Annotated in this window: 8 protein-coding genes and 2 tRNA genes; 1 reads left to right on the forward strand and 9 read right to left on the reverse strand. The window is 72.4% G+C overall.

Going from position 1 to position 19,177, the window contains the following annotated elements; genetic code table 11:
- Positions 1-54 precede the first annotated feature (54 nt).
- The gene (locus ACFY61_RS20010; protein WP_389473692.1) at positions 55-1,416 is read left to right on the forward strand and encodes a PrsW family intramembrane metalloprotease; all 1,362 of its coding nucleotides are present in this window, start codon (positions 55-57) and stop codon (positions 1,414-1,416) included.
- On the opposite strand, the gene ACFY61_RS20015 is transcribed toward ACFY61_RS20010, so the two are convergent.
- From ACFY61_RS20015 to ACFY61_RS20055, 9 genes are all read right to left on the reverse strand, one after another.
- Positions 1,406-2,434 carry a M23 family metallopeptidase gene (locus ACFY61_RS20015; protein ID WP_389473694.1) on the reverse strand — a complete coding sequence of 343 codons (1,029 nt, stop codon included), beginning with the start codon at positions 2,432-2,434 and terminating at the stop codon, positions 1,406-1,408. The genes ACFY61_RS20010 and ACFY61_RS20015 overlap by 11 nt on opposite strands.
- Before the next feature lie 367 nt (positions 2,435-2,801).
- Positions 2,802-2,875, reverse strand: a tRNA-Met gene (locus ACFY61_RS20020).
- A 116-nt stretch (positions 2,876-2,991) separates the two neighbouring features.
- Positions 2,992-3,064: transfer RNA gene (locus ACFY61_RS20025), tRNA-Lys, on the reverse strand.
- 77 nt (positions 3,065-3,141) lie between these two features.
- Complete coding sequence (locus ACFY61_RS20030; protein ID WP_389473696.1) at positions 3,142-6,390, reverse strand: FlgD immunoglobulin-like domain containing protein; 3,249 nt, start codon at positions 6,388-6,390, stop codon at positions 3,142-3,144.
- Between the two features lie 267 nt (positions 6,391-6,657).
- Complete coding sequence (locus tag ACFY61_RS20035) at positions 6,658-9,657, reverse strand: FG-GAP-like repeat-containing protein (RefSeq protein ID WP_389473698.1); 3,000 nt, start codon at positions 9,655-9,657, stop codon at positions 6,658-6,660.
- A gap of 131 nt (positions 9,658-9,788) precedes the next feature.
- Positions 9,789-12,794 carry an FG-GAP-like repeat-containing protein gene (locus ACFY61_RS20040; protein WP_389473700.1) on the reverse strand — a complete coding sequence of 1,002 codons (3,006 nt, stop codon included), beginning with the start codon at positions 12,792-12,794 and terminating at the stop codon, positions 9,789-9,791.
- A 103-nt stretch (positions 12,795-12,897) separates the two neighbouring features.
- Complete coding sequence (locus ACFY61_RS20045) at positions 12,898-15,861, reverse strand: FG-GAP repeat domain-containing protein (protein WP_389473702.1); 2,964 nt, start codon at positions 15,859-15,861, stop codon at positions 12,898-12,900.
- A gap of 182 nt (positions 15,862-16,043) precedes the next feature.
- Positions 16,044-18,314, reverse strand: coding sequence for a DEAD/DEAH box helicase (locus tag ACFY61_RS20050; protein ID WP_389473703.1), 2,271 nt, complete (start codon positions 18,312-18,314; stop codon positions 16,044-16,046).
- A gap of 222 nt (positions 18,315-18,536) precedes the next feature.
- Positions 18,537-19,109 carry a hypothetical protein gene (locus ACFY61_RS20055; RefSeq protein WP_389473705.1) on the reverse strand — a complete coding sequence of 191 codons (573 nt, stop codon included), beginning with the start codon at positions 19,107-19,109 and terminating at the stop codon, positions 18,537-18,539.
- Positions 19,110-19,177: the final 68 nt, after the last annotated feature.

Raw genomic sequence — 19,177 nt, forward strand, 5'->3', positions numbered from 1 at the left:
TGAATCCGGCGGAACGTCACCGCGCGTGTCAGTGCGGCTCGTTACTGTGATGACGTGGTGTCCGGAGCGCTCCGCGCCGTCCGTGCTGTGCTCTCGCGCCCGTCGGGCAGGGTCCGTACGTGCGTGCTGCTCGGTGTGCTCGGGGCGTGCGGGGTCGCCATCCTGGAGCTGGTCCGCGAACAGACCGGCACCCCGGGGTTCTTCGTCGGGCTCGGCCTGGCGGTGCTGCCGGTGCCCGCGCTCATGGCGGCCTTCCGCTGGCTGGGCCGGGTCTCCCCCGGGCCGTGGCCCTACCTGCTGTACTGCTTCGGCTGGGGGGCCTGCGCGGCGGCGCTGATCGCCATACTGGCCAACAGCTTCGCCACCAAGTGGATAGCGGCGGCCACCGCCGACCCCTCCGGGGCCGACCAGCTCGGTTCGGTCGCGATCGCGCCGGTGGTCGAGGAGAGCGCCAAGGCCGCCGCGCTGCTGCTGGTGTTCGTGTTCCGAAGACACCGGTTCACCGGGCCGGCCGACGGTTTCGTGCTGGCCGGGTTCACCGCGACGGGGTTCGCCTTCACCGAGAACATCCTCTACCTGGGCAACGCCTTCGACGAGGACCTCGTCAGCGGGGTACGCCTGCCCGCCGCGCTGGACTCGCTGACCGCCGCCACCTTCTTCGTGCGGGTGATGGTCTCCCCGTTCGCGCACCCCCTGTTCACGGTTCTGACCGGGCTCGGTTTCGGCGCGGCCGCCCTCTGCGCCCGCCGCTCGGGCCGGATCGGCCTGCCGCTGCTCGGCCTGCTGGCCGCGATGGGCGTGCACGCGCTGTGGAACAGCTCCTCGGAGCTGGGCGAGTACGGCTTCTACGTCGTGTACGGCGCGGTGATGGTCCCGGCGTTCGGGCTGCTGCTGTGGCTGGCGCTGAGCACCCGCCGGCGACAGCTGCGCACGGTCGGCACGGAGCTGGCGGTGTACGCGGCCGCGGGCTGGCTGGGCCCGGCCGAGGTGCCGGCCCTCGCGTCGATGCCGGCGCGGTCGCTGGCCCGCGCCCTGGCCCGGCACGCCGGTGGCCGGACCGCGGGGCGGGCGGTCGCGCGCTACGCGGCGGACGCGACGGAGCTGGCGCTGCTGCGCAGTCGGGCGCGCCGCGACGGGCCCGCGCGGATGCCGGAGTTCACGCTCAGGGAGCGGGAGTTGCTGGACGGGCTGTGGCGGCTGCGGACCACAGCGGGCCCGGCGCTGGTGCGCGCCGCCGTGGTGGAGGAGCTGGTGCCGCTGCCCGGTGCGCTCGGCGGACCACCCGCCGAACCGCCGGCCGAACCGCCGGCCGAACCGCCGGCCGAACCGCCGGCCGAGCCGCCGTACGTTCCGGCTGCGCGGGCCCGGACCCAGGGGCGTGCGGGGAGCCCGTCCGGTGAGGCGGTCAGACGTTGAGGCCCTTGGACTCCAGCCAGGCCAGCGGGTCCAGGGTGGAGCCGCCGGGCGTGCGCACCTCCAGGTGGAGGTGGGCGCCGGTGACGTTACCGGTGGCGCCGACCCGGCCGATGGTGTCGCCGGTGCCGACCGATCCGGAGGTCACGGACATCGAGGACAGGTGGCAGTACCAGATCTCGGTGCCGTCCTCCAGCTCCAGCACGATCCGGTAGCCGTACGCCCCGGACCAGCCGGCCGAGGTGATCTTGCCGCCGTGCACGGCCTTGACCGGGGTGCCGGTGGGGGCGGCGAAGTCGAGGCCGGTGTGGTGCCCGGAGGACCACATGGAGCCGGAGTCGCCGTAGTGGGAGGTGAGCGTGTAGGAGGAGGTGGGGAGGGCGTAGCTCTTGGCGAGGTCCGCCCGCCGTTCGGCTTCGGCCGCGGCCTTCGCCTTGGCTTCCGCCTCGGCCCGGGCGGCCGCCGCGGCGGCTTCCTCGGCGGCCTTCCGCGCGGCCTCCTGCTTCGCCTTGGCCTCCTGGGCGGCGGCTTCCTGCGCGGCCCGTTCGGCGGCGAGGCGTTCGGCGGCCGCGGCGGCGTCGTTCTGCGACTCGGCCTGCTGGAGGATCCGGCTGCGCAGTGCCTCGCCGGCGTCGGAGCCGGTGGTGGCCCGGGCTTCGGCGGGGGCGGCCTGGCGGGGGATGAAGGGGGTCTTGCCGGCCTGCTGTCCGGTGGCGGCGGCCCGGTCCTCGTCCGCTCCGGCGCCGGGGCCGGTCCCGGTGCCGGCGTCCGGGCCGTCCTCGTCGAGGCCGAGGGACGGGAGGGATATGGAGACCTGCGGCCGGTCCTGGGCGGTGGCGATGCCGCCCGCCCCCACGGCCGCGATGACTCCGACGCCGAGGACGGTGGAGCTGCGGGCGAGTCCCCCGCGCGGCCTCGTCACGCGGTGTCGGCCGCGGGCCGGACGGACGGAGTCCTCGGTGGGGTTCCACTCGCCCCAGGCGCCGGCGGAGGCCGCTTCCAGGTTTTCGTTGCCTTCCACCGGGGTGCTCCTTCTGCCGCGCACGCGCACGGCGCCGTCTCTTGCGACGGTTGGGACGACCGCACTGCGTTATCGAACGGTAATAGACACGGGCGCATGATTCCAAGCTGTTGCGATTGATCGTTCACGCCAATCAGCCACCCCACGAAGGGCTTTGGCCGGAACTTATCCCCCAGACCCTCCCTCAAGCAGGGCAAACCCCACCGCCGAACCGTCCCACTCCAGCCACACGGCCCCCATGACGACCCGTCACCCACCCTGCGGAGCGCACCCTCTCCCTCACACTTGGTGACGGTCGGCGGGCGGGCGCGGCGCGGCGAACACGACGAAGGCCCGGATCCTGATGGATCCGGGCCTTCGTCTGCAGTAGCGGGGACAGGATTTGAACCTGCGACCTCTGGGTTATGAGCCCAGCGAGCTACCGAGCTGCTCCACCCCGCGTCGGTAAACACCACCTTACGCCATCCGGGAGCCCGTCGTCGCCACTTACGTCCCGGGCGGGGCTCCGGACAGCAGAAAGCCCCGACCGGAGACCGGTCGGGGCGCCTGACGAGCGGTAGGCCATGTCGGACTCGAACCGACAACCAATGGATTAAAAGTCCACTGCTCTGCCAATTGAGCTAATGGCCCATGGAGTGCTCTCCCCAGAGCATAGCGGGACACCGCCCGTCAGCCGATTGGGTATCGGCCGACGGGCGGGGCGAGCCTCAGGAGAGCCGCGCGTACGCGTTCCAGCCCGCACCGATCTCGGTGCGGCCGGAGATGTACCCGTTCGGCTTGCCGGAGTAGCGCCACAGCTTGCCGGCGGCGTCCCGGACGACGAGGTCGCCGAGACCGTCCCCGGTGATGTCACCGACGCCGACGACCTGGTCGTAGATCCGCCAGTCACCGATGGCGATGCGCACCCGGGGGGCCAGCGCGCCGGCTGCCAGGAGGTCGTGCCGCCACATCGTGCCGGAAGGGTCGCGGACGACCAGAGCCGGCTTGCCGGACGCGGACCCCATCTGGTGACCGCCGACGAGCAGATGGTCCTTGAATCCGGTGCCGATCCTGACCCTGGCCTTCATCCTGCCCTCGGTGCCGTACGTCTCGTAGACGAACAGGTCGCCGGCGGGGGTCTTGGCGAGCAGATCGGCACGCGCGTCGCCGGTCACGTCACCGGCCGAGACGATCTGGTCGTAGATGTTCCAGCCGCTGGCCGCCGGCTTGTACGGGGAGGTGGGCGTCAACGGCTTTCCGCAGCCCGGCATGTACGTCCGCATCTCGCCGGAGGTCAGCCGCACGACCACGTCGGTGCAGCCGTCGCCGTTCACGTCACCTCGCGGCACGGCGGCCGTGATGGCGTTCGTACCCGTCCACCCGGTGGCCGTGATCGCCGTGCCGAACCCGCCGTTGCCCGTGCCCGGCCGGATGGCCAGGGTTCCGTCCGCCGCGAGGCCGAGCAGGTCGCCGTGGCCGTCACCGCCGAAGAGGTCACGCGGCAGGGGCACTCCGCCGGTCACCTTCACCAGTGCGGACGCCTTCAGGTCGGCCCCCTGGCCGTCGGCGGGCCTGGCGGTCAGCGTCCAGAGGTAGTCACCGTTGGGCAGCGGCTTCCCGGCTGCGTCCTTGCCGTCCCAGGCGACCTGCAGCGAACCGCGCGCCTCTCCGCCCGTGAACGTCCGCAGGACCTGCCCGCCCGCCTTCCGGGTCACCGTGAGGCTCCAGGAGGCGGCGGGCTTGGAGAGCCACCAGCGGCCGTTCCAGGCCGGCTGCGCCGCCTTGAGGTCCAGCCGGGCGGGCGCGGTGGAATCGATGACGGCGAGCGGGCTCGCGGCGATCCCGGTGGGGACGACATGCACGCGTTCGATGCCGTCCACGTATGCGAGGTGCCCGCCGAACCGGTCGACGGTCCAGCCGGTCCGGCGCCCGACGGAACCGCCGAGCTGGTCCTTCCCCACGAGGACGCGGCTGGTCAGCTCGGTCCCGGCGGCGGGGAGTCCGCCACTCAGGTCCGTCACCTCCAGCCCTGTGGAGGCCGACCGGCGGACCAGCTGGTTGTCACCGAGCAGGGCCGGGTCCGTCGGGACCGGCGCCGTACGCCCGGACACCTGGTCGTAGAGGCCGGCCGAGATCCGCTTGCCCCACTGGTCCTGGCAGGCCCAGTACACGTACCGGCCGACCGCCTGGAGTTCATCGAACAGGCAGTCGCCGGGCGTCTTGAACACCTGCTGCGGGCTGCCCGTGGGCAGCGTCTGCCGTGTGACGGTGCCGCCCGTCGCGGAGCCGCTCCACAGGGTGGATCCCCACACGGCAGAGGCAAGGAGGTTCCTCTTGAGCCGGACGGCCCCGCTGTCGGGCTCCTTGAACTCGACGATGTACTGGCTGTCGGAGACAGCGCTGTCGACAACGCCGAAGCGCCCGGACAGGTCTGTGAGGCGGGGCGTGCCGGCACCGGTGGTGACCCGAGGTCCCCATCCGGTGGAGCCGCTGCGGTACAGGAGGGTGATGCCCTGTTCGGTGGCGTCGGCACTGCCGTGGTTGCCGTCGCCGCTGGAGAACATCGGGAGGCACCGCTCGTCGAAGTACGACATGCAGTTGGTTCCCCCGCCGCCGACGAACCCGTCGGTGGAGGAACCGACAGCGGTCGGTGTACCGCCGGAGACGGCAAGCCGCGTGGTGCGGTGGGCGCCGATGTTGGTGACCGGCTCGTAGATGGTGCTGTTGTCGGCCGTGTTGAGGATGCCGCTGCCGAGCGCCAGGCCGTACACCGAGGCGGGCATCGGCTGGATCTTCGTGACCCGCTTCGTCTCGGGCAGCCCGCCCGGTCCGGACCCGACGCGGAGCACCAGCCACTCGAACGTGCCGTAGGCGGGCTGCTCGGGGGCCACAGAGGGGGCGGTCGTGCCTACCGTGAGCACGGTGCCGTCGGGCGCGACGACCAGCTGCTGGTCCACGGTACTGAGGACGGACCGCCGGTTATCGTCGCTCACGGACCACAGGGTGCGACCGATGCGGTTGCCTCCGGCGCCGACCTGCGGAGGGCCGACGGCCAACAGGGTGTCGCCGAGCGCCGCGTACTCGGCGTCGTACGAGACCTCTCCGGTATCCGCGGTCATCAGCGGGGCCGCGTCCGGCGCGTTGCGGTCGAGCAGCTCGGCGAGGTACCGGCCGGCACTGACCCGGACCAGCCGGTCGCCGGCCAGCCGGAAACCGGAAACCGTCCACGGATTCTCCGGGTCGGGGCGGTCCGGAAGGGTCCTGGCCTTACCGGTGCCGAGGTCGACCAGGGCCCAGTGGCGTGAAGTGTCGGCGGAGCCGGGCACGGTGTACTGGACGATGGCCGACCGTGCGTCGCCGTCCACCACCTGGGCGAGCTTCGTACCGGCCGGGAAGCCGGTGACCGGCGTGTCGGTGACCGTGCCTCCGGGAGCGGGCTTGAGCAGGTGGTAGGCGGTCGGTTCGGTGAGGCTGCCGGTCACGGTGAGCACCGTGTTCCCGAGGGTGCCGGCGTACGACCGGCCCATGGGCAGCGCCACGGTGGCGAAGACGGGACCGGCACCCTTCTGGAGGGTCACCTGCGGCTTGGGCGTGTCGGCGTACAGCGCCACCGTGTCCGATCCGCGGCCGTACCAGCCGGTGGTGTGGCTGAAGGGGATCGGGTTCTCGAAGTGGCCGAGGTCGAAGTCGTACACGGGCTTGGCGGCGAGCCGCTTCGCCAGCGGCGTCTGCGTGCCGGTGGCGTAGTCGACCCACAGCAGGCGGTCGTCGTCCTCCTGGACCAGGAGGAGACCGGTGGAGCCGGCGTTCAGGATCCGGGTGGCCCGCGGTACGCGGCGTTCTCCGGCGGGCAGGACGACTTCGGATCCGGTGCTCCGCACCGCGGCCGGGACGGCGCCCGGCAGGGCCGGGGCCGCGGCCGCGGCCGGTCCGGGCAGGGCCACCGCGGCGGCTGCCACCGCCGTCGCCACTCCCATCAGCGCTCCGGCTCTCGCCGGCCGCTTCCACGTACCTGCCATTCGTGCCCTTCCCCCAGACGCGGGACGGGGACCATCGCCCCGCCCTCCCCGCACGATGCGATCGGGGGGATCGTAGCCGCAGCCCCCGGACCGCCCGGACGCAGCCGGGTGGATACGCCGAGGGGCCGCGCGTGACGGTGTCACGCGCGGCACCGGTCGGGTTCCCGCAGCTCGTGGGCAGGCCAATGGGGGTGTTGCGCGAGCGCGGCCCCGCCCGACGGTCGGCTACAGCAGGCCGGTGTACTTCCTGAAGTCGAAGTCCATGGGCGTGGTCGGGCCGAGCTTGTCGGTGCCCTGGTAGCTGCCGCGGTTGCGGAGGAGGGTGCCCTGGGTGGTGAGGCCCACCAGGTCGGCGTGGCCGTCGTTGGTGTAGTCGCCCATGCCGACGGTGTTGACACGGTCCTTGGCCCAGCCCGCCGCACCCAGCTTGACCCGGGCGGTGACGGTTCCGGTTCCGGTTCCCGTGTAGCGCCACAGGGCGCCCGTTCCGTCGATGGCCAGCAGGTCGCCGATGCCGTCGCGGTTCAGATCGCCGGCGCCGAAGACCTCCTTGTAGACCTTCCAGTTCGACATGATCTTGACGCGCGGCTTGAAGCCGCCCAGGCCGTCCTGGGCGTAGAAGTAGATGTCCCCGGTCGAGGCCTGACGGGCGATGAGGTCGGCCCGGCCGTCGCGGTTCATGTCGCCCGCCGAGGTCAGCACGTCGTACTGGCCCCAGCCCGGGCCGATCACGCGTGACGGCGTCGACGGCGTGACCGCCTTGCCCGGGGTGGCCAGGTACGCCCGCAGCACGCCCGCGGCGTCGCGGACCAGGACGTCGTTCGCGCGGTCGTCGTCCATGTCGCCGATCGGCGCGAACGTGCTGGTCGCGGGCCAGGTGGCGGAGGAGAGGTGCTCCATCCTGCCGCTGCCCGTGTGCAGGGCGAGCAGGCCCTTGGCGTCCTTCGCGAACAGGTCGCCGACGGTGTTGCCGGTGTAGTCGCGGTAGACCGCCCTGCCGCCGATCGTGACGGTGCCCGTGCGGGTCAGCTCGGGGCCCTTGCCGTCGGCCGGCTTCACCTTCAGCGTCCAGGTGTACACGCCGTTGGGCGCGTTCCGGCCGGCGGAGTCCTTGCCGTTCCAGGTGTGCGTGAGGGTGCCGCGCGCCGCGCCACCGGTGTACGTGCGGACCGTCGCGCCCGTGGCCTTCGACACCAGGGTCAGGGTGGAGGACGCGGCCGGCTTCGACAGCCACCAGGTCGGGGACCAGGCGGGCGCCTTCCCCGGCTGCGGGGTGAGGTCGGCGGTGGTCGGGGCGTCGGTGTCGTACGCCACCAGGCCCGGGGCCGGCGTTCCCGCGGACAGCACGTGCGTGGCGTGGGCCGCGTCGACGTGGACGATCCGGCTGCCGTAGCGGTCCACCGTCCAGCCCTTGCCGACCTCGGTCGTGCGCGGCTCGGCGATCTCGCGGACGCCGGTGCCGCCCTTGACGTCGGCGACCTTCAGGACCGGGCCGTCGGTGAAGGCGACGAAGCCCTGGCCCAGGCGGGCGGTGCCGTTGTGGGCCGGGAGCTTCACCGTGGTCTTCGTCGACACGTCGTGGACGCCCGACCGGCTGCCGTCGCACTTCCAGTACAGGGAGCTGGTCAGGGCCTGCATCTCCGTAATCGCGCAGTCCGCGACCTTGAGGGTGAGCAGCTTGCCTCCGGTGCGGACGTCCAGCGCCTCCACCGTCCCCGCCGTGGCCGTGTTCCGCCACAGCGCCGTACCGGAGAGGGCGAACGCGCCGCCCGGCGCGGGGAAGCTGCGCCCCGGCGTCCATGCGCGGACGTTCCAGACCTGGACCGGCTGCCCGGGCGTGGCGGCGGCCCGGAAGGCGGCGTACCGGCCGCTGGCCTGCAGGGTGCCGGGGACGACCTGGACGCTGGTGCCGGCCAGGTGGTTCTCGGGCCCCGTGGCGTACAGCAGCTTGCCGTCGCCGGCCGCGACCATCTCGCCGGAGGGGACGGAGCGCTGGTCCTCCCCCTGGACCGGCGCGGCCTCCTTCGCCGGGTCACCGTGGTCGAGGGTGTGCCGGTAGCGGCGGAACTCACCGCTGGGGAACCGCTGCACCGAGTGGACGCGGTCGCTCTCCGCGGCGAGCGCGGCGACCGTGGCGGAGCCCGTCGACGGGATGCCGCCGACGCGGACCGCCTGCGCCTTGCCCTGCGCGTCCGCCTTGAGCTCGTGGATGTCCCACGAGCCGGTCAGGCCGCGGGGGACGACGGCGAGCGGGCGGTTGCCGGGGGCCACCGGAAGCGGGTCGACGTAGAGGTCGCCGAAGCGGAGGCCGTCGTCCAGGACCTTGCGCTTGGCACCGGTGGTGTCGAGCGCGTCGAGGCCCGCGAAGCCGTCCTGGGTAGCCCGCGGTACGAGCAGCTCCGCGCCGGCGACGCCGATCACCCCGGTGACCGATCCGCCACCGGGGAAGTCACGGGACGGGGCGTGGAGGTCCGCGCGGGTGTCGTAGACCTCGGTGCGGGTTCCCGCGGCGTTGGGGCGGATCAGGAAGTCGCCCATGACGCGAGCCTCGTGCTCGACCCCTTCCCTGGCCTGGGTGTACTTGAACTTGTAGGCGAGGGGTACGGCGCGCCCCTCGCCGGCCGTGTCGATCCACATCTGCCGCTGGCCGTCGTCGGCCTGGTAGCGGAACAGCGCGCCGTGGCCGTTGGAGCCGAGCATGGTCGTGTGGATCTCGAAGGTCGGCAGCTGGAGTTCGGTGAGCCTGCGGTCCTTGACCGCGCCGTTCTCCAGGGTGAGCAGGTGGACGGCCTTCTTCTCCGGGTCGCCCGGCTCGGCCCCGTCGGCGAGGTGTTCCAGGGCCACCACGGTCCGACCGGTGACCGCTACGGGCTTGAGGCCCGCGGGGATGGCCAGGGACTCCTCGGCGCCCGTGAAGCCCTGCCGGAGGCGCATGACGCTCCCGTCGAGAAGGGCGATGGTGTCGGTGCCCGTGTCGAAGACCCGGGAGCTGCCCTTGGCGTCGAACGGACGGCTGACGTCCTCCCCGAAGAGGGTGTAGCCGGTCGGGACCCCCTCGCCCCGCAGCACACCGGTGGACGTGACCGCCCGGATCGTGGCCGTGCCCCTGGCCGCCTCCCCCATGGGGGGCAGCACCAGTTCCGGCTGCTGGGCCGTCGCAGCCGGGGCGGCGACGGCGGTGGTCGCCATCAGCGGCACGGCGAGCGTGGAGAGTGCGGCAGCCACGGCGATAGCGGTAGTCGTCCTGCGATAAGACAAGATTTCCCCCTGTCACGAAAGCGACGGGTGCCCGGCTCGTGCATGCGCGAGGGGCCCCGCGTGATGAGACACGCGGGGCCCCGAGGGGGTTGTACGGGTCAGAGGAGATTCTTGTAGCCGCCGAAGCCACCGGTGACGACCCGCGGTCCGGCGAACGTGCCGTTGCCCTGGCCCAGGTTGCGGACCAGCTCACCGGCCGCGTTGCGGGACAGCAGGTCGGCCTTGCCGTCGCCCGAGATGTCGCCGACGCCGACGAAGTCGCGCCGCCCGGCGGCGGAGTTGGCGGCGCCGACCTGGACGCGCGGCTTGACCGTGCCGGTCTTCAGGCCGTCGTAGCGCCACATGGTGCCGTTGCCGTCGACGGCGAGCAGGTCACCCGCGCCGTCACCGTTCAGGTCGCCCGCGCCGAAGACCTGCTTGTACAGCTTCCAGTTCGACATGATCTTCACGCGGGGCTTGAAGCCGCCGAGGCCGTCCTGCGCGTAGAAGTAGACGTCGCCGGTGGTGGTCTGCCGGGCGATGAGGTCGGCCCGGCCGTCGCCGGTCAGGTCACCCGGCGAGGTCAGGACGTCGTACTGGCCCCAGCCCGGACCGATGTACTTCGACGGCGTCGACGGGGTCACCGGCTTGCCGAGCGTGGCGTGGTAGGCCCGCAGCACACCGGCCGCGTCCCGGACGAGGAAGTCGTTCGTCCGGTCGTCGTTCAGGTCACCGACCGGCACGAGCTTCGACGTGGTCGGCCACGCCTCGGCGGAGCGGACGGGCCAGCCGACGCCGCTGTCGCCGCCCGGACGCAGGGCCAAGGCGCCCTTGGTGTCCAGGGTGAACAGGTCACCCTGCCCGTCGCCGGTGTGGTCGCGGAAGGCTGCCTTGCCGGTGACGGTCACAGTGCCGGTGCGCACGTACTCCGCGCCCTGACCGTCGGCCGGCTTCACCTTCAACGTCCAGGTGTACGAGCCGTTCTGCAGCTCCCGGCCGGTGGAGTCCTTGCCGTCCCACACGGGTCGGACCGCGCCCCGCGTCTCGCCGGCCCAGAGCGTACGCACCCACTTGCCCGTCGCCTTCGAGGTCAGCGACATGCTCCAGGAGGCAGCCGGCTTCGACATCCACCAGCTGGGGGTCCAGGTCCGGGCGCCGGTCGCGAGGTCGACGGTGGCCGGGACGTCGGTGTCGTACGTGCTGAGCGCCGGGTTCGGCGTCACCAGCGGTGTGACGTGGATGCCCAGCTTGTCGTCCACCCACGCGACCCGGTTGGTGTACCGGTCCACCGTCCAGCCCTTGCCGACCTGGGTGGTGAGCGGCTTGGCGATCTCGCGGACGCCGGTGCCGCCCTTGACGTCGGCGACCTTCAGGGCCGTGCCGTCGGTGAACGCTACGAAGCCCTGGCCGAGGCGGGCCGTGCCGTTGTACGCGGGCAGCTTGAACGTGGTCTTGGCGACGGTGTCGTAGACCCCGGACCGGCCCCCGTCGCACTTCCAGTACAGCGAGCTGGTGACCGCCTGCATCTCCGTGACCGCGCAGTCCGCGACCTTGTCGGCGCGCAGCTTGGCTCCGGTGCGGTGGTCGAGCGCCTCGACCGTGCCGGCCGTCGTCGTGTTCCGCCACATGGCGGTACCCGACAGGGCGAACGCACCGCCCGGCGCCGGGAAGTCCTTCGACGTCCAGCCCGCGATGGGGAGGACGCGGACGACCGGGCTCGTACTGCCGGTCACGTGGGCGGCCAGGTACCGGCCGCCGGCCTGGAGCGTGCCGGGCACCAGACCGCGGGCCCGGCCCACCATGCTGCTGTCCATGGCCGGGCCGAACAGCTTCAGGCCGCCGGTCGCCAGGTGGAAGGCAAGCCCCCCGTCCCCGGTCGCCACCGTCTCGCCCTCGGTGCGGCCGTTCTTGTCGAAGTACCAGCCCACTTGGCGGGTTTCCCGGGCACGGGCTTCCACCACGGGGTCCGTGTGGCCCAGCGTGTACCGGCCGATCCCGTAGTCGGGTAGCCCCTCGTCCCTCACCCGGGAGACCTGCACGCGGCCGTTCTCCATCGCGAGGAAGTCGATCGGGACCGGCCGGTACGGGATCACGGCGAACTTGGCCGACTGGATCTTGCCCGCCCCGTCCGCCTTCAGCTGGAACACGTCGTTGCCGTGGCCGGCCTGCATGGGTCCGAAAGCGATCAATCGGCCGTCCGGGCTCACCTGCGGGGCGCCGGAGACGTCCGCCTGGACCACACGGCGTGCCGGTCCACCGTCCGCCGACACGGCCGACAGCCAGTCCGCGTCGCGGACCACCAGTTCCTCGCCGAGGACGGCGACCCCGTCGTACAGGGTGGCCGTCGGTGAGGAGAAGGTCTTCGCCGCGGTGCCGGCGTCCTTGCGGGTGTCGTAGGCCTTCCAGCCGCTCTTCCGGTCGCCGCGGATGATCCAGTCTCCGGACACCTGCACGTTCGGCAGGGCGAAGTCCTCGGCCGCCACGGGCACGACCTTGCCCCCGCCGGCGACGTCGATCCACATCTCCTCGAGCGGGCTGTTCGAGTCGGCCCGGTAACGGACCAGGGCACCGTGGGCGTTGGATCCGACCCAGTTGTCGTAGCCCCTCCCGACGGTGGTGACCGTACGGTCGTCCATCAGGCCGCCGGGCTGCAGGGTGATGGCGCGGACGGTCTCACGGCCCTCCTGCCCGTACGCGGTGGCGAGGACGGTCCGGCCCACGACGGCTTTGATCTGGAGGTCCTTCGGGAGCGTGTAGGACTCCTCGGAACCGGTGGGACCGTCGCGCAGCACCATGGTGGACGCACCCGAGTCCCACAGGGCGATGCTGTCGGTGCCGGTGCCGTAGACGGCGGGGGTTCCCTTGCGGTCGAAGGGGCGGGCTTCCCCTTCGAACGGAATGAACTTCAAGGCGCCGGACTCGAGGCCGCTGACGAAGCCGGCCGAAGTCGTCGCATGGATGATCTGGGCAATCCCGTCTGCCTGGCCCGGATCCGGCAGGACGAGATCCGCCCCGGAGGCCGGTGCGGCCGGTGCGGCGACGGCGGTGTTCGCCGTCAGCGGGACGGCGAGTGTGGTGAGCGCGGCGGCCACGGCGATGGCTGCCGACGTCCTGCGGTGGAACAACGTTTCCCCCTCAAACCGAAAGGATCGGGTTTCCGCGCATATGCGAAGACCCCGCAGGAGGAGACATGCGGGGCCTTCGAAGAGTTGTACGGGTCAGGGAAGGTCAGAGCAGGTTCTTGTACGCGCCGAAGCCGCCGGTCACGATGCGGCTTCCGGCGAAGGTGCCGTTGCCCAGGCCCAGGTTGCGGACGAGCTCGCCGGCCGCGCTCCGGGAGAGGATGTCGGCCTTGCCGTCGCCCGAGATGTCGCCGACGCCGACGAAGTCGCTCCGGCCGGCGGCCGAGGCGGCGGCACCGACCTGGACGCGCGGCTTGAGGGTGCCGCCCTTGATGCCGTCGTAGCGCCACATCGTGCCGTTGCCGTCGACCGCCAGGAGGTCGCCCACCCCGTCGCCGTTCAGGTCGCCCGCGCCGAAGACGTGCTTGTACAGCTTCCAGTTCAGCATGATCCGCACACGCGGCTTGAACACCCCGGTGCCGTCCTGCGCGTAGAAGTAGATGTCACCCGTGGTCGCCTGGCGCGCGATCAGATCCGCCCGGCCGTCGCCGGTCAGGTCACCGGGCGAGGTCAGCACGTCGTACTGGCCCCAACCCGGACCGATGTACTTCGACGGCGTCGAAGGCGTCACCGGCTTGAGGGGAGCGGAGTGGTAGGCGCGCAGTACGCCCGCCGCGTCACGGACCAGGACGTCGTTCACCCGGTCGTCGTTCATGTCACCGACCGGCACGAACTTCGACGTGGTCGGCCACGCCTCCGCGGAGGGGATCTGCGCTCCGACACCACCGGCACCGTTGCCCGGGCGCAGGGACAGCCTGCCCTGGGCGTCCGTGGTGAACAGGTCGCCCGTCTTCTCACCGGTGAAGTCCCGGTGGACGGCCTTGCCGGTCACGTTGACCGTGCCCGTGCGGACCAGCTCGGGACCCTGCCCGTCGGCCGGCTTGACCTTCAGCGTCCACGTGTAGGAACCGTTGGGGACGTTGCGGCCGGTGGAGTCCTTGCCGTCCCACTTCGGACGGACCGACCCGCGGACCTCGCCGCCCCACAGGCCATGGACCCACTTGCCCGTCGCCTTCGAGGTCAGCGAAACGCTCCACGAGGCACCCGGCTTGGACAGCCACCAGGTCGGGGCCCAGCTCCCGCCGGGCGACATGTCGGCGCCGGCCGGGACGTCGGTGTCGTAGGTGCTGAGGGCCGGGGTCGGCGTCACCAGCGGAGTCACCCGGACGTCGAGGTCGGCGTCCAGGTAGGCGATCCGGTTGGTGTACCGGTCCACGGTCCAGCCGATGCCGACCTGGGTGGTCCGCGGCTTGGCGATCTCGCGGACGCCGGTGGTGCCCTTGACGTCGGCGACCTTCAGCGAGGCCCCATCGGTGAACGCGACGAAGCCCTGACCCAGCCGGGCCGTGCCGTTGAACGCCGGCAGTTGCGCGGTGGTCTTGCTGACGGTGTCGTAGACACCGGCCCGGCCGCCGTCGCACTTCCAGTACAGGGAGCTGGTGAGCGCCTGCATCTCCTTGACCGCGCAGTCCGCGACCTTGACCGTGGCCAGCTTGGACCCGGTACGGGCGTCCAGCGCCTCCACCGTCCCGGCCGTCGCCGTGTTCCGCCACAGCGCCTTACCCGACAGGGCGAACGCGCCGCCGGGAACGGCGAAGTCCTTGAACGTCCAGGTGCCCGTGTGGAACGCACGGACCAGACCCGGATTGCCTGCCACCCGGGCCGCCGCATACCGGCTGCCCGCCTGGAGCGTGTTCACCTCCAGACCCGAGGCCCGGAGCATTCTGCTCTGCCAGAGGCTGCCGTCTTCCTTCCGGAAGTGCAGCAGCGATCCGTCAGCGGTCGGCACCACCTCGCCCGTGGTCTGGTAGGAGCTCCAGTGGTTCCGGATCGCCCTGTCGGCCCCGCGGGCCTCCACCACCGGATCCGTGTGGCTGAGGAAGTGTCGGGCGGTGGACTGGCCGATCGGGTCGCGTCGGGAGACGTGCGCGCGGCCGTTCTCGAGCGCCACGTAGTCGAGCGGCCCCCGCACTGCCGGGACCACGCCGACCTTGACCGGCTGGATCCGGCCCTCCTCGTCCGCCTTGAGCTCGATCACGTCGAAGGTCGAGTCCCCGCTCGAGGTCGAGACGGTGAAGAAGCGGTTGCCGGACGCCGTCACCTCCACGGTCGCGTCCATTTCCAGGGCGAACAGCTTGCGCAGGGGCCCGCCGTTCAGGGGCAGGGCGTGCACGGTCCCGATGCCGTTCCCGACCACGAGTTCGTCACCGACGTAGGCGTAGGCGTAGTCCACTCCGGCGACGTACGGGAAGCTGCGGACCGCGGCGTTCACGTCAGCGCGGGTGTCGTACACCTTCCAGGCGGCCTTGTTGTACCAGTCCCCGCGAATGATCCAGTCACCGGTGACGCGCACGTTGTCCAGCGCGAGGGCCTCGGCTCCGACGTGCACGACGTTGCCTCCCCCGGCCACGTCGATCCACATCTCCTTGCGCTCGGCGTGCGTGCCCGCGGTGTACCTGAGCAGCCCGCCACGGGCGTTGGACCCGAGCAACTGCGGTGCCTTGGCGTCCACGGTCGCGACCGTGCGGTCCACCACCCCGCCCGCCTGGAGTGCGATCAGGTGGACGGCCGCGCGGCTGCCGCCGTCCACGGGTTCGGTCGCGATCACGGTCCGGCCCACCACACCGAGCGGCTTCAGGGTCTTGCCGAGTGCGTACGACTCGTCGGCGCCGTCCGGACCGGTGCGCAGCAGCATCGTGGACGTCGTCTCGTTCCACAGGGCGATGGTGTCCGTGCCGGTGTTGTAGACCTTCGTGGCGCCCTGGGCGTCGAAGAGTCGGGCTTCGCCTTCGAAGGGCACGAACTTCCGGACGTCCGGCCTGCCGAGGACGACACCGGTGGAGGTCGCCGCCTGCACGGTGGAGGCCCCGGCGTCCCGGTTGGTCGGTGCGGGCAGGACGAGGTCCGGCCCGGAGGCCGGGGTCTCGGCGGCGAAGGCCGCGGCCGCCGTCAGCGGGACGGCGAGCGCGGTGAGAGCGGTGAGAGCGGTGACCACGGCTATGGCGGCCACTGTCCTGTGATGGGACAAGAATTCCCCCTGTTCTGGAAAAGGCGGGGTACCCGCGTGCACGCGCGGAGGGCCCCGCGTGATGAGACACGCGGGGCCCTTCGATGGTTGTACGCCACGCGCACGCGAAGGGCCCCGCGTGACGGTGTCACGCGGGGCCCTTCGGGGGTCAGCCTGAGTCAGCCTCAGCCGTTGCGCTTCCAGCGCGGCTTGTCGTCGCGGCGGCCGAACGCACCGGAGCCGGAGCCGGAGCCGGACGGACGGTGGTCGTCGCGGCGGCCGTACGGGCGGTCGCCGCCACCGGAGCGGAAGCCGCCGGCGGGGCGGTCGTCGCGGCGGTCGCGGTTGAACGGGCGGTCACCGGCACCGCGGTGGTCGCGGCGCTCGAAGCCACGGTCGCCGCGGTTGTCGTCGCGACGGAAGCCGCCACCGCGGTTGTCGTCGCGGCGGAAGCCACCGCCACGGTTGTCGTCACGACGCTCGAAGCCACGGTCACCACGGTTGTCGTCGCGACGGAAGCCGCCACCGCGGTTGTCGTCGCGGCGGTCGTCGCGGCGGAAGCCGCCACCACGGTTGTCGTCGCGGCGGAAGCCACCGCCACGGTTGTCGTCACGACGCTCGAAGCCACGGTCACCACGGTTGTCGTCACGGCGGAAGCCGCCACCACGGTTGTCGTCACGGCGGTCGTCGCGGCGGAAGCCGCCACCACGGTTGTCGTCACGACGCTCGAAGCCACGGTCACCACGGTCGTCCCGGCGGAAACCACCACGGTCGCCACGGTCACCCCGGTCGCCGCGGTCGTTGCGGCGCTCGAAGTTGCCCCGGTCGTCACGGCGCTCGTACGAACGCTCCGCGCGCTCCTCGGCCACCGGCGCGGCGGCGGCGACGGCCGCGGCCACCTCCGCCTCGGCGACCTCCGCGGCCTCGGCCACGGCGGCCTCCGGGTCCTCGCCCCGCTCGCGGGCGGCGCGGGCGACCAGACGCTCGGCCTCCTCGCGCAGCTCGCCGGCACGCTTGGTGAGGCGCTCCAGCTGCTTGGTCAGCTCGGCGACCTCGCGCCCGGCCTGCTTCGCGGCGTTGCTCGCGGAGTCGGCCTGGACCTCGGTCAGCGAACGGGCGCCGGTGATCTCGGCGACCTCCGGGTCGAAGGCACCGGCCCCGCCGACGATGTGGCGCGTGGCGTCGACGCCCGCGTCCTCCATCAGGCGGAAGATCTGGCGGCGCTGGTGCGGCAAGGCCAGGGAGACCACGACACCGGAGCGGCCGGCACGGGCGGTGCGGCCCGAGCGGTGCAGGTAGTCCTTGTGGTCGCCGGCCGGGTCCACGTTCAGGACCAGGTCGATGCCGTCGACGTGGATGCCGCGGGCGGCGACGTCGGTGGCGACGAGGACGTTGACGTAGCCGTCCTTGAAGTCGGCCAGGGTGCGGGTGCGGGCGCCCTGGGTCATGCCGCCGTGCAGGGCGTCCGCCTTCACGCCGGCGTCACGCAGCTGCTCGGCGACGCGGTCGGCGCCCAGCTGGGTGCGGACGAAGATGATGGTGCGGCCCTTGCGGGCGGCGATCGCGGCGGTGACCGGGGCCTTGTCCTTCGGCTTCACGACCAGGACGTGGTGGGTCATGGTGGTGACCGCGCCGGCCGACGGGTCGACCTCGTGCGTGACCGGGTTGACCAGGTAGCGCTTGACCAGGCTGTCGATCTCGTTCTCGAGGGTGGCCGAGAACAGCAGGCGCTGGCCGCCGGAGGGGACCTGGTCGAGGAGCTCGGTGACCTCGGGCAGGAAGCCCAGGTCGGCCATCTGGTCGGCCTCGTCGAGGACGGCGACCTGGACCTCCTCCAGGGAGCAGGCGCCGCGGTTGATGATGTCGCGCAGACGGCCCGGGGTGGCGACGAGGATGTCGACGCCGCGCTCCAGGGCGTAGATCTGGTTGCCCATGGACGTACCGCCGCAGACGACCTTCATCTTCAGGCCGAGCACGTCGCCGTAGGGCTGGAGGGCGTCCGCGACCTGCATCGCGAGCTCGCGGGTCGGGGTGAGGATGACGCCGCGGGGCTTCTTCCTGTCGGTGCGGCCGCCGGCCAGGGTGGCCAGCAGCGGCAGGCCGAAGGAGAGGGTCTTGCCGGAGCCGGTGCGGCCGCGGCCGAGGATGTCCTTGCCGGCCAGGGCGTCCGGGATGGTCGCGGCCTGGATCGGGAAGGGGGTGGTGACGCCGTTCTGCGCCAGCTTGCGGACCACGCCCTCGGGCAGGCCGAGGTCGCCGAAGGTCATGGTGGGCTCGTCGTCGCCCGCCTCGTCGGCGGCGTCGGCGTCGGCGTCCGTGCCGGTGAACTCGACGTCGGCCACATCGGCCACGTCGGCCTCGAAAGCGGCGAGGGTCTCGTCGACCGCAAGGGTCTCGACGGCCTCGATCGCGTCGTTCTCGGGCATGACGGCACGGTCAGAACTGGAAATGGACATGCGAATGCGAAAACCTTCCGGAGTCTCGGCACGCGCCCAAACTCCGTGAATCGCAAAATCGACCGCCTCAATGCGGTCAGCCACGGCAAGGGAGAGTACGCGCCACGCGGCGCTCTTCGGTTCGGCGCCGGGCAATGGGATCAAACGATCTATAACCATACGCACCCCTCCCCCGCCTTGGCAAGTCCGCCGGTCAGCCGCCACTACCGGCGGGTACGCCCCTCAGCCGGCCGCCTGCGGCTGGCCGCCGTCCGTCGGGCTCGGCTCCGGCTCCGGCGACGCGGGAGGTGTGGGTTCGCTCACAGGGGGCTCGGGCTCCGGCGGGTCCACCGGGGGAACGGGCTCGCCCCCGCCGCCCCCGCTGCCGCCGCCGCTGCCGCCGGAATCGGCCCCTCCGGCCGGGGGCTCCGGGGGCACCTGGCCGCCGCCCCCCGGACCACCGGCCGACCCCTGGCCGCCGGAACCGCCCGCTCCGGCCGACGGGGACGGAGCGCCCCCGGGCAGCCCGGGCGAGGCGCCCGGGCTCGGCGAGGCGCCCGGCCGCGCCTTGCCCTCCTCGCCCGGCTTGGCGTCCTTGCCGACCACCCCGTCCTTGCGGCCGTGCCCGGAACCGCTGTTCCCGCCCCCGCCCCCGGCCGTCCCGCCGCCGGCGGACCCCGCGGCCCCGTCCTGCCGCCCCGCGGAGGCCGAGGGGCCCGGCTTGGCCGAGTCGTCGCTGACGCTCATGCAGCCCGCGGTCGCCGCGACCGCGAGCGCGGTCACGGCGAGCCGGACGGAAGCGGAGAACTGGCGCACGGGTGGCACCTCCGTGGGGGCCCGGACGGAGCCCGGGGGGACGGCGAGGGCCCGCGACGGGCGGGTCA

The sequence above is a fragment of the Streptomyces sp. NPDC012888 genome, assembly GCF_042900645.1.
In the GTDB taxonomy this organism is placed as follows: domain Bacteria; phylum Actinomycetota; class Actinomycetes; order Streptomycetales; family Streptomycetaceae; genus Streptomyces.